The following is an 11,830-nucleotide window of genomic DNA, read 5'->3' as shown; positions in this document are numbered from 1 at the left end:
CGCGTCGGTGCGGGGTCTGACCAGGCGCCTTCATCGTGGCCGGGCGCCGGGCGGCGTCATGTGTCCGTGGAAATATCGTCCCAATCCTGATCCATATAGCCGGTCAGCCAGTTGAGGGCATAATGCCGTTCGTAAACCACGCCCTTGTCCAATCCGGCAGGTGGCTCCTCTCCCTTCAGCCGCGCGTTCACTGCGGCCCAATCGTAGCGGTAAATGAGATCGGTAGCGTCGAGCAGTTCTTTCTGCGGACGCAGCTTGGCACGACGCATCAGGCCGTCGGTTCCCAGTTCGCGAAGTGTGTTGGCAATGAATGGCACGTCGCAAATATGGTCGGGGCGTTCAAGATCGGAAGTGATCCCGAGCGCCCATAACATGACGTGCACGCCCTCGTAGCGCCAGGCGAAGTTGGTCCGGTCCTGATCCGAGGGATCGGGATCGTCCATGAAGACCCGTTCTTTCGGGGTGAAAAAACTTGCGGCGTCGAACTGCCGGATGAGAGCCTGACCCATTTCGTGGTCGCCGGTCTCGCCTTTCACGGCAACGATCGCAAGCGCAATCGTGCGCTGAACGACAGCCTTTGTATTTCGGCGAGTGCTCTCGCTCTCGGGCTCGATGGTCGGCAGATGATCGATGGTCGGCACGCCTTCCGACTGAAGCTGGGCGATAGACCGGGCTTTGCGTGCCCCCGCCTCGTCAGCGGGTTGCGAAACGGCTGCCTGCACCGGAAGAATCAATGCAAGAAGGGCGGAATATATGCGCTTCATCATCTCTGGCTCCTGTCATCCGTGCCGCAGCATCGATAGGCATTTTGCTGCTTTAGCGGGAGCCGGAGCGCGAAGGCGGCAGCAGTTTTCCGGAAAACTGGTAAACGGCGTTTTTACATATGGAACAAATCGTTAAATTTTTTTGGATAAAAAAGTCCTTGGCCAATCCGATATGAAACCGGATGTTCGATGGGGGCTTTCAATGCGTCGTCCAAACATAAAATCGAGTTTGCTGTTGATTTTCAGCGGCATAGCTCTTCTTTTCGGGCTTGTCGCTTATCTCGCGGTCGACGGTCTTCGAAATACGAACGGCTCCACCGAAGAAATTGCGACCAACTGGCTGCCGAGCGTGCAGGCGTCGCAAGCGATCAATCTCGCCATGACGAATTTGCGCCTCGCCTATCGTGATCACATCATCGCGCAGTCGGATGCAGAAAAGAAAACGCGCGAAGAGGCCATTAAAGTCGCTGAGGATACAGTTGGCAAAGCGGTAGACGCCTATCTCCCGCTGGCTTCGTCCGACCACGAGCGCGAACTGATCAAGACGATCAAGGAGAGCGTTGGTGGCTACATCGCCAGCAGCTCGCAACTGCTCGTCCTCTCCCGGGCCAACAAGACCGAGGAAGCCGGGCAATATCTGGGTGGAGAGATGCGCTCGCATTCGGATAAGCTCAAAGAAGCAACTGCGGCCCTGGTCGAACTGAACGTCAGCGGCAGCAACAAGGCCGCCGAACTCAGCAAGGAGACCTTCGCCTCGATAGAATTCGAGCTGTTTGCCGCGATCGGCTTTGCGGGATTGCTCGTTCTCGGCGCCGTCGTCTTCGTTCTGACGGGCATCGCCAATCCGATTACCGGCATCACCGCCTCGATGCGGCGGCTGGCCGAGGGAGACACCGGTTCAGAGATTCCGTTCGCTGACCGCGCCGACGAAATCGGATCGATGGCGGGAGCGGTGGAGATCTTCCGCCAGGCCGCGATCACCAACAAGCGAATGGCAATGGAAGCCGACGAAAACCGCAACAGGGCGGAGGCCGACCGCCTTGCCGCCCAGCAGCAGGCGGAGGCTGACGCCTCGGAACGGCTGCGCATCGCTACCTCGGGTCTCGCCGCCGGTTTGAAGCGGCTGGCCGCAGGCGACCTCGCCTTCCAGCTCAGCGAGACCTTCGCCCCCGACTTCGAGGCGCTACGCCATGACTTCAACCAGTCCGTCAACCAGCTTGGCGCGACGCTGAGAGCAATATCCGACAGCATCGGCACGATCGACGAAGGCACGCGGGAAATTTCTTCCGGGGCGAGCGATCTTGCAAAGCGCACGGAGCAGCAGGCCGCCTCGCTCGAAGAGACGGCGGCCGCGCTGGAAGAGATCACGGCGAACGTGTCGAACTCCAGCAAGCGAACCGAGGAGACGCGCACGGTGGCCACGGAGGCAAATCGCAGCGCCGGGGTCTCCGCGGAAGTCGTTTCCCACGCCGAAGAGGCGATGGGACGCATCGAGACGTCGTCGCAGCAGATCTCCAATATCATCAGCGTCATCGACGAAATCGCATTCCAGACCAACCTACTCGCATTGAATGCCGGCGTGGAAGCGGCGAGAGCCGGCGAGGCCGGCAAGGGCTTCGCCGTCGTCGCCCAGGAAGTGCGCGAACTCGCCCAGCGCTCGGCAAGTGCGGCCAAGGAAATCAAGGGCCTGATCCAGAACTCCTCGAAGGAGGTGGAAGGCGGGGTCAAGCTGGTGCGCGATACCGGCCAGGCCTTGAAGACCATCGGCGGCTTCATTACCCAGATCAATCACCATATGGATTCGATCGCCACCTCAGCGAAGGAGCAGTCCATCGGCCTCAGCGAAGTCAACGTCGCGGTCAACCGGATGGACCAGACCACGCAACAGAACGCAACCATGGTGCAACAGTCGACGGCGGCATCCGATTCGCTCGCGCAGGAAGCCCAGAAGCTTCGCGAGCTCATCGCCCAGTTCAAGCTCGACGATGTGGCCACCAGCCATTCCTCGGCCCTTCGGTCGACGGCGAGAACGATGGCGCAGCCCGCTGCTCGTGCAGCCGTGCATGCGGTTGCGGCTCGCCGTTGAACCAGGCGGCAGCAGAAAACCAGACATGAAAAGGCGCCCGGCGATTGCCGGGCGCTTTCATTCGATCATGACGCGAAGGCCGGATTGCGCCGCGCGCCCATTCTCAACACGAAATAGATCGCCCCGCCGATGGCGACGCCGAAGAACCAGCCGTAGGTTCCCCACCAGTCCGGCAGGATGGTGGTGAAGGTCGGCAGGATCGATGAGAAGAGCACGCCAACCGCAAATGCGATGAAGGCATTGCCATGCCATCCGTTCTGGAACCGGAACTCGCCATTCTCATGATAGAGCGCTTCGACGTTCAGTTGGCTTCTCCGGATGAGATAGTAATCCACCATCATGATGCCGAAGATCGGCCCCATCGTCGATCCGATGAAATTGACGAAATGCGCCGCACCCGTCTCCCAGGGAGCAAACGGGTAAAGCACGAGAGCGATCAGGGCGGCGATATATCCGCCGCGTTTGAAGTTGATCTGGCGCGGGAATACATTGGCGAAGTCGAAGGCCGGCGACACGAAGTTCGCCACGACGTTGATGCCGAGCGTTGCGATCGCGAATGTCAGCGCGGCCAGCAGCGCCAGGAACCAGCTGTCGAATTTCGCCGATATTTGTTCCGGATGCAGCAGCACCTCTCCGTAGACCGTAAAGGCGGCGGTGGTCGTAACACCTGCGACCAGGCAGAACGCCAGAAGGTTGATCGGAAGCCCCCAGAGGTTGCCTTTCCTGAGAGCCTTTTCATTCGTTGCGTAGCGCGAGAAATCGCAGAAATTTAGGTAGAGAGCCGCGAAATAGGTGATCCATGTGGCGGCCACGGCGGCAAGCGCTGCAATCGAACCAGGCTCACCCGGCACGCCTGCATCCTTGGTCTTTTCGATCAGCACGTCGCGCGGGATTTCGGACCCGAAGGAGAAGGTGCCTGATTTGGCGACCAGATAGACTGCGAGCACCAGCATCATGATCCAGACGGCCGGACCGGCCCAATCCTGGAACTTGCGAACCGTTTCCATCCCACGCTGAATGATCAGTAGCTGCAGCGCCCAGACGATGACGTAGCAGATGACCTCGAGGGTCGAGTGGCCGAGGAAGTGGCTGTTCTGGTGAAAGGCGAGCAGGTTGTCGTTGCGGATCAGCAAGGCGACGATGGCGCCGGATGCGGCGGCGGTCTGCGCCCCGTACCAGAAGCAGGCGACCACCGCCCGGACCAGTGCCGGAACATTCGCCCCAAACGTGCCGAAGGAGGCGCGCGCCAGGACCGGAAAGGGTACGCCGGTGCGCACGCCGGCATTGCCGACCAGGCTCATCAAAAAGAAGATGACCAGAGATCCGATGCCGATGGCGATGACGAAATTGACGAAGCTGCCGCACAGCAGGAACAGGCTCGCCGCCAGATAGTAACCCCACAGGCTGTGGACGTCTGACGTCCAGACGTTAAAGATGCTGAATGCACCCCATTTACGCTCCTCGGCGGGTGCAAGATCCTCGTTGTATAACGAGGGAGACGGATTTCGTACGCTCATGAATGCCCTCCCCTATCCTTGAGGCCAAATCGACCACAGGCGGAAGTCTGCTCTTCATTTGTGCAGCTGACAATTTAATAGTCACATTGTACACATCTCTTGACGATGCCTCAGGATTAGCCATGTGCGCCTGCCTGAGACACCAGTTCTCATCATTGCGAGCCGACAACACGTCCGGCCAGCCGAAAGGGACTTGCGACTGCTGCGCCGGCGGCATCGAAGACATAGGCGCCAACGTCGCCGGCGCTCGACCGTCTCCCGCTTTCGAAGGAGGCAAGCTGCGCGCCGAACTTGGCAAGCGATGCGTAGCGGTCGTGCCCCAGCCCGTCGGACGCCTGGATCGACGTAATGTCGATGACCCGAAGCCTTTCCTTCAAGGCAGCCTCCCTGATGACGGGATCGTCGATATCGAGACGTCCGACACGCGCCCGCTCTCCCGCTATGAAGCTCGAGGCCACCAGCGCCCGGTCGTCCTTCGAAACGAGAAGAGATATCGGGATCGGCATCCGCCCGATATCCTTCAGCTGGGACCGGAAAACATCGATGTCAATGTCAGGGGCGGCCAGGATCACCGCCAGTTTATCGATGACGTCGTCACGATGCTGCAGTTTGAGCTGGCGCACGGTCTCCATGACCAGGAATCCTCCCATGCTATGTCCGAAAAGGATGATGCGTTTCACCTTTCCTGAAGCCGAGAGCGAGGTGACAAGCGAGTCCAGGTCGCTGCGCGAGGACAGCGCCGCATCGCGGTCGGCGACATAGCCTGCGACGGCGGCGGCCGATGGCCAGGAAAACAGAATCGGAGAGCCCGGAATATTGGCGTCCGCGGCGATCTGCGCGGTGCGAAACAACGCCTCTTGATAACTATAATTGTAGCCATGGACGAAGATGCCGACGGTGCCATCGGACTGCGTGGAGCGGAGCGCCTCCTCTACGAATGCGTCCTTTGGAAGCTGCTTGCGCTGGATGACGGCAAATTGGCGTTCGGGATCCGGCCTCGAGGTCGGATATGTGATCGCGGTGTCCTTCCGGTTGGGAGGGACCGAAAACGCATATTGCTCGTAGGTGAGATTGTCAGCCCATGCGCTCCCGAACCCGCCGCGCGCGGTATCGGGGTTCCTGTTTGTCGCAGCGAGCACGTTTACGCGGCTCGAGGCGGCTTCATCGGATTGAAGCGATGCATTGAGATGAACCGGCAGATGGACCGGGTTCAACACATCAGGCGACGGTCGTGTAGCGCAACCGGCAAGCATCGCCAGGCCGATCGCGACCAGCATCATCTTGGCCCCCAACGGAAACTCATTCAACCGCTGGCCCGTCATCGAGTTCTCTCCTTGGAAGCCAGGACCTGCAGCGGCCGCCGCGACGGCCGCATGCGATGGACGTCGAAGCCCGTGCTCACGCCTCTGCCACGACATCGGCCTGGACGACGCCTTCATCCCGCCGGATCCTGAACCACGCGACGTAGAGCGCAGGCAGGAACAGCAGGGTGAGCGCCGTTCCGACGACGATGCCGCCCATCATGGCGTAGGCCATCGGGCCCCAGAAGATCTCGCGCGAGATCGGGATCAGCGCCAGCGTGGCCGCCGCGGCCGTCAGCATGATCGGCCGCATGCGGTGTTCGGTGGCCTCGATGACGGCCTGCCAGGGCGCCATTCCTTCACTGCGCAGATGCTCGATCTGGACGACCAGAATGACGGAGTTGCGGATCAGGATGCCGATGAGCGCCAGCACGCCGAGGATCGCGACGAAGCCCATAGGAGCATTGCTCAGCAAGAGCGCCGCGACCACGCCGATCAGGGCCGTCGGCGCGACGGCGAACACCAGGAAGAGGCGGCTGAAGCTTTGCAGCTGGATCATCAGGATCGTCGCCATCGCAAACAGCATCAGCGGAGCAACCGCCGCGATCGGCCCCTGAGCCTCGGCGCTGGATTCGACCGCGCCGCCCACTTCCACCTTGTATCCCACCGGAAGGTTTTTCTGGAACTCTTCCACCTTGGGCTTGAGCTGGTCGACGATCGTGGCCGGTTGCGTCGGACCGACGACGGCTGCCTTGACCGTTATGGTGGGTTGCCTGTCGCGACGCCAGATCGTCGGCTGCTCGAGCTCGTAGCGGAAATTCGCCACGGCGGAGAGAGGCACGACCTTGCCGTTGGAGGTGGAGAGCTGCAGATTCTCAAGCGTCTGGATGGAGTCGCGCTCGGATGCCCTGGCGCGGCCGATGACGTTGACCAGGTAGATGTCGTCTCGAACCTGGGTGGCTGTCGAGCCTTCGACGATGCCGTTGAGGGCGGTGGCAATGTCTTCGGAGGATACGCCGAGCTGGCGCGCCTTGTCCTGCAGGACATCGACCTTCACCACGCGGGACGGCTCGTTCCAGTCCAGGACCAGGTTTGCCAGAAGCGGGTGTGATCCCATGACGCCGGCAAACTGCTGCGAGAGATCGCGGACCTTTTGAATATCGGGGCCGGTGACCCGGTACTGGACCGGCTTGCCCACCGGCGGACCGATGTCGAGAAGCTTGACGAAGGCGTCGGTGCCGGGGAAGGTTTTCGTCAGATAGTCCTGCAGTTCCGCCCGCACCTTGTCGCGCACGTCCAGCCCTTTGGTGACGATGATAGTCTGTCCGAACGACACGTCGGGCGTCTGCACGTCAAAGGACAAGATGAAGCGTGGCGCACCCTGGCCGACATAGGTCGTCCAATGATCGATATCCTTGTTGTCGGCCAGCATCTCCTTTTCGAACCTGGCCATCTGCCTGTTGGTTTCGGCAATCGAGCTGTTGTGGGGGAGGTTCCAGTCGATGACGAGCTCGGTCCTGTCCGAGTTCGGGAAGAACTGCTGCTGCACCAGCCCCATGCCGCCAATGGAAAGCCCGAAGACGCCGACCGTGAGGATGATGGTGACCCAGCGCCAGCGCATTGCCAGCCCCAGAAGCCAGGAGAAGATGGAAGCGAAGCGGCCCTTCTTCTCGTGATGCGATTTCATCGTCTTCGGCAGGATCGTGACGCCGAGAAGCGGCGTGAACAGCACCGCCACCACCCAGGAAACGATCAGCGAAACTGCGATGACCACGAAAAGCGTGAAGGTGAATTCACCGGCAGCACTGTTGTTGAGACCAACCGGAATGAAGCCGGCAACGGTGACGAGCGTTCCCGTCAGCATCGGGAAGGCGGTCGATGTATAGACGTGGGTGGCGGCCTTCCTCAGATCGTCGCCCGCCTCCAGACGGGCCACCATCATCTCGACGGCGATCATGGCGTCGTCGACAAGCAGCCCGAGCGCGATGATGAGCGCGCCGAGCGAGATGCGCTGAAGCGAAATGCCGGAATATTCCATCACCACGAAGGTGATCGCCAGGACGAGCGGAATGGAGATCGCCACCACCATGCCGGCGCGAAGACCAAGGCTGATGAAGCTGATGATCAGCACGATGACGATCGCTTCGAACAGCGCGCGGGTAAATCCGGACACCGCTTCGTCGACAACGGCCGGCTGATCGGAAACGCGGTGAACGTCCACGCCGATCGGAAGGTCAGCGACAACACGCTTCATCTGCGCGTCGAGCCCCTCGCCGAACTCCAGAAGATTGGCGCCCTGCTTCATGCCGATGGCAAGCCCGATCGCCGGTTGGCCGTCGAAGCGAAACAGCGACGAGGGCGGATCCACGTAGCCGCGTTTGATCGTGGCGACGTCACTCAGCGGAAAGAAGCGGTCGTTTATTCGGAGATTGATCGATCTCAGGCTGTCCTCGGAGGTGAATTGTCCGCTGACCCGCAACGCGATGCGCTCCGGCCCGGCGTCAACGAAGCCGGATTGAGTCACGGCATTCTGCGCCTGCAGGGTCTGGATGACCGACTGTTGGTCGATCCCGAGCGCTGCGATCTGGCGTGTGGAGAATTCGAGATAGATCGCCTCGTCCTGAGCGCCGACCACATCGACCTTGCCAACGTTGGGCACGGTCAGAACCTTGGAACGGGCATCTTCCACCAGATCGCGAAGCTGGCGCTGGGTAAGCCCATCGCTGGTGAAGGCGTAGATGTTTCCGAAGACGTCGCCGAAGCGATCGTTGAAGAAAGGACCGACGACCCCCGTGGGAAAATCGCCCTTGATGTCGGCGATCATGTTGCGGATGCGCAGCCAGGTCGGCGCGACATCCTTTGCCTTGGTGGTCGGCAGCAGCTCGACGAAGACGGTCGTCTGGCCGGCAACGGTCTCGCTCTTCGTGTAGTCGAGCGATTCCAGTTCCTGGAGCTTTTTCTCGATCCTGTCGGTCACCTGCCGCGTCACCTCATCGGCGGAGGCGCCGGGCCACTGCGCGGTGATCACCATCGTCTTGATCGTGAAGTTCGGATCTTCCTCGCGGCCGAGTTTCACGTAGGAGAAGGCGCCTGCGAGAATGAAGACGATCATGAAGTACCAGACGAGCGAACGGTGTTCGAGCGCCCAGTCGGAAAGATTGAAGGACTTCACTGGCTGATCTCCTGGTCGATCCTGATGGCCTGGCCATCTTCAAGTTTATGCACGCCTGCCACGACTACCCTTTCTCCGGGGACGAGCCCTTCGGTGACGCGAACGGTGCCGCCGTCTTCGACGTCGCCGTCGATCTTCACGCGGCGGAGCGATACCTTCCTGGCGGGAGCATCGACGATCCAGACGCTCGGGCCGTCGCTGCCGGCAAGGATTGCCGAGGAAGGCAGCACGATCTCAGGATCTGCAGCGATGGTTGCAGAAGCAGTGACGACCGAGCCGAGTCTGAAGGCCTCGGGCGGATCAGCGAGCGCGATCTTGGTTCTGCTCGTGCGGGTAGCGGTCTCCGCCTCCGGGGCGATCTCGCGCACGACGCCCGACGTGCGGATCGTCGGGGCGAGCTGCAGCGTCACTTCGAAGGGCGCGCCGATTTTCAGTTTCTGGGCGGCGGCCTGGGGCACGTCGACCACAGCGTCGCGCTTGTCCGGCCGGGCGATGGTCACGACCGTTTGGCCGGCCGACACCACCTGGCCGACCTCGGCCGAGGTCGCCGTCACCACGCCATCGAATTCCGCCCGCAGCTGCGCATAGCCGAGCTGCTCCCTCGCCTTGTCGAGATTGGCCTGCGCCTTGGCGACGGCGGCTGCGGCGGTTCGCCTTGCCTGCTCGGCCTCCTCGAGTGAGGCTTCGGTGCCGGAGCGCGACTCCAGCAGCGCGCGCTGGCGCTGCTCCGTCGTCACCGCGTTTCTGAGCTGGGCGTCGCTATTTTCCACGTCCGACTGCGCGTTGCGCACGGCAAGCTCCAGCGCCAGCGGATCGATCGCGGCAACGACATCATCCTTCTTGACGAGATCTCCGACATTGACGTTGCGGGCGATCATCCGTCCGAGAATCCGGAAGCCGAGTTCGGTCTCGATCGTCGGCTCGATCGTACCGGTCAGGCCTAGGCTCGTAGCGGCCATCTGCTTGACTGTCATCGACAGCACGGGACGGGGCGCTTCGTCCTTGCTTTCCTCCTGCGGTGCGCAAGAGGAAATCAGGGCCGTGCCCACCATCAGTGCGACTATGTTGAAACGAATACTCACTTGGAAGCTTCCTTGACATAAGACACGATTTCACCCGCCCTGAGGAACTTGGTCCCGTCGGTCACCACGACATCTCCTTCCGACACGCCCGACTTCACGATGAAGCTGCCGGTCTCGTAGCCAGCGACATCCACTGCCCTTGCCGAAACTGCAGAGGATGCGGGATCGACGATCCAGATGGCAGGCTTGCCGCCCTTGGACGTCATGGCCGACCAGGGAAGCTGGATGACGTCCTGCGAGACGTAATTGAATCTTCCGACGACGGGAGCGCCGAGAGGGATCGGAGCGTCGCTCGATATCGCGACCTTGACCTTGATGGTTCCGGTGGAAGAATCGATCGTCGGCGAAATCTCGCGAACCTTCGCCGCGATCTTCTGCGTCGGGTTCGACAGAAGGGTCACGGTCCCGTCGCCGTCGATCGGGCGCAGGAACGCGCTTTCGACCACCTCAAAGACGGCATCCCGGTCGCCGTCATGGGCAAGGGTGAAGACGACCTGGGCGGCCTGCGCCACCTGCCCGACCTCGGCGTTGCGCGCGGTGATCACCCCGTCGGCATCCGCCTTCAGCTCCGTATAAGACAGGGTATCCTGGGCGGTTTCGAAAAGCGCCTGCGCCGACTTCGTCGATGCCTGCGCGGTCAGAAGTGCCTCCTGCGCCTGGTCGAGTGCCGCACGCGTCGTCACCTGCGTTCGAAACAGGCTCTGCTGGCGGTCGTATGCGAGCTGCGCCTGGGTCTGTTGCGCCTCAGCCGACTGAAGATTGGCTGCCGCCACATCCAGGTCAGCCTTCTGCTCTTCCGGATCGATGCGCGCGAGGAGTTGCCCCGCCTTCACGGACTGCCCGACCTCCACCAGCCGCTCGATGATCTTGCCGCTGACGCGGAAGGACAGATCGGTCTGGACACGGGCGCGGACATCTCCGGTGATTGCGCCACCTTGGACCAACGGCTCAGGCTTGGCGACGACAACGCCGACCTGCCGTGGGGTTGGCTCAGTCGGTCCGCGCTCATCGCTGCATGATCCGAGACCGATGGCGCATACGATCGCTGTGGCGACCAGAATGGTTCTCATAGTTGACCTCTTGCTCTCAACGGCAGCTCCTATATAATTGACTGACGCATTAGTCAATGAAACTTTGTGCCGCAGGAACGAGGGCGTGCGCAACACGGGAGGCGAGGCAAATGGCAGCTCAGAATCAGAAGAAGATCACGCGCGCGGAACAGAAAGCGCTGCGGCCCATCCAGATCCTGGATGCCGCCTTCGAGGAGTTCGTGAGAAGCGGTTTCACCGGCACGCGCGTCGAAGACATCGCCGACAGGGTCGGCGTCACCAAGGGTACGGTGTACGTCTACTTCGAGACGAAGGAGAAGCTTTTCGAAGCCATGATCAACCACTTCTCCGTGCCGTTTCAGGAGCTGCTGGGGATCACCGCAAGCCTCAGCGGCAGCGCCACCGACCGGCTGCTTTCCATTCTCGGCCTGCTCTACGACCAAATCGCCGAGGATCGCACGACACGCGAGCTGACGCGGCTCGTCATTGCCGAAGGACACCGGTTCCCCGACCTGATCGACCGCCACCACGATCAGTTCATTGAGCCGATCATCGCCAAGGTCGACGCTCTCATTCTGGAGGGTGTGGCGTCGGGGGAGTTTCGCGAAATTCCGGTGGAATTCTCCGAAATCGTCGTCGCCCCCATCCTGACGACGACAGTTCTGCGGCTGATATTCGACGACCGCCGCGTGCCCACTCCCAACAAGGAGGCCTTCCTGCGGGCCTATTTCGACCTGTTGCTCAACGGCCTGCTTGCCAAGAACTGATCGCCGAATGACGAAAAATACCGCGCAAGGCACGTAGCTTTTCTCAAGTTTTTATGTAAAAACATCGAGTTAGCCATGCCTTCGAAGGTATG

At 61.2% G+C, this 11,830-nt stretch carries 8 protein-coding genes; 2 read left to right on the top strand and 6 right to left on the bottom strand.

Annotated features, from left to right (window positions below):
* Nucleotides 1–56 precede the first annotated feature (56 nt).
* The gene (locus tag AB8B31_RS28375; protein WP_018245901.1) at nt 57–767 is read right to left on the bottom strand and encodes a DUF4272 domain-containing protein; all 711 of its coding nucleotides are present in this window, start codon (nt 765–767) and stop codon (nt 57–59) included.
* 199 nt (nt 768–966) lie between these two features.
* Between AB8B31_RS28375 and AB8B31_RS28370 the strand changes: the two genes are divergently transcribed.
* Nucleotides 967–2,850: a HAMP domain-containing methyl-accepting chemotaxis protein gene (locus AB8B31_RS28370; RefSeq protein ID WP_018245902.1), complete on the top strand. Its 1,884-nt coding sequence runs from the start codon at nt 967–969 to the stop codon at nt 2,848–2,850.
* 65 nt (nt 2,851–2,915) lie between these two features.
* On the opposite strand, the gene AB8B31_RS28365 is transcribed toward AB8B31_RS28370, so the two are convergent.
* The 5 genes from AB8B31_RS28365 to AB8B31_RS28345 all read right to left on the bottom strand — a co-directional run bounded on the left by AB8B31_RS28365 (nt 2,916) and on the right by AB8B31_RS28345 (nt 10,992).
* Complete coding sequence (locus AB8B31_RS28365; RefSeq protein ID WP_018245903.1) at nt 2,916–4,367, bottom strand: NCS1 family nucleobase:cation symporter-1; 1,452 nt, start codon at nt 4,365–4,367, stop codon at nt 2,916–2,918.
* Between the two features lie 152 nt (nt 4,368–4,519).
* Nucleotides 4,520–5,689: an alpha/beta hydrolase gene (locus tag AB8B31_RS28360; protein ID WP_018245904.1), complete on the bottom strand. Its 1,170-nt coding sequence runs from the start codon at nt 5,687–5,689 to the stop codon at nt 4,520–4,522.
* Between the two features lie 76 nt (nt 5,690–5,765).
* Nucleotides 5,766–8,840, bottom strand: a complete 3,075-nt coding sequence (locus tag AB8B31_RS28355; RefSeq protein ID WP_018517829.1) for an efflux RND transporter permease subunit — start codon at nt 8,838–8,840, stop codon at nt 5,766–5,768.
* A complete protein-coding gene (locus AB8B31_RS28350) occupies nt 8,837–9,922 on the bottom strand; it encodes an efflux RND transporter periplasmic adaptor subunit (protein ID WP_018245906.1) in 1,086 nt (361 codons plus the stop codon). Before AB8B31_RS28350 ends, AB8B31_RS28355 begins: the two co-directional genes overlap by 4 nt.
* Nucleotides 9,919–10,992, bottom strand: a complete 1,074-nt coding sequence (locus AB8B31_RS28345) for an efflux RND transporter periplasmic adaptor subunit (protein WP_018245907.1) — start codon at nt 10,990–10,992, stop codon at nt 9,919–9,921. The genes AB8B31_RS28350 and AB8B31_RS28345 overlap by 4 nt, the downstream gene beginning before the upstream one ends.
* 110 nt (nt 10,993–11,102) lie before the next feature.
* Between AB8B31_RS28345 and AB8B31_RS28340 the strand changes: the two genes are divergently transcribed.
* A complete protein-coding gene (locus AB8B31_RS28340) occupies nt 11,103–11,738 on the top strand; it encodes a TetR/AcrR family transcriptional regulator (RefSeq protein WP_018245908.1) in 636 nt (211 codons plus the stop codon).
* Nucleotides 11,739–11,830 lie beyond the last annotated feature (92 nt).

The organism is Rhizobium sp. 62_C5_N11_2 (assembly GCF_051811185.1).
In the GTDB taxonomy this organism is placed as follows: domain Bacteria; phylum Pseudomonadota; class Alphaproteobacteria; order Rhizobiales; family Rhizobiaceae; genus Rhizobium; species Rhizobium leguminosarum.
The sequence above is the reverse complement of the archived record's forward strand: the minus strand, read 5'-3'. Positions and strand labels throughout refer to the sequence as shown.

Bases quoted from the DNA above. Each gene is read 5' to 3' on its own strand.
- AB8B31_RS28375 (WP_018245901.1), bottom strand. From the start codon at position 767: ATGATGAAGCGCATATATTCCGCCCTTCTTGCATTGATTCTTCCGGTG.
- AB8B31_RS28370 (WP_018245902.1), top strand. From the start codon at position 967: ATGCGTCGTCCAAACATAAAATCGAGTTTGCTGTTGATTTTCAGCGGC.
- AB8B31_RS28365 (WP_018245903.1), bottom strand. From the start codon at position 4,367: ATGAGCGTACGAAATCCGTCTCCCTCGTTATACAACGAGGATCTTGCA.
- AB8B31_RS28360 (WP_018245904.1), bottom strand. From the start codon at position 5,689: ATGACGGGCCAGCGGTTGAATGAGTTTCCGTTGGGGGCCAAGATGATG.
- AB8B31_RS28345 (WP_018245907.1), bottom strand. From the start codon at position 10,992: ATGAGAACCATTCTGGTCGCCACAGCGATCGTATGCGCCATCGGTCTC.
- AB8B31_RS28340 (WP_018245908.1), top strand. From the start codon at position 11,103: ATGGCAGCTCAGAATCAGAAGAAGATCACGCGCGCGGAACAGAAAGCG.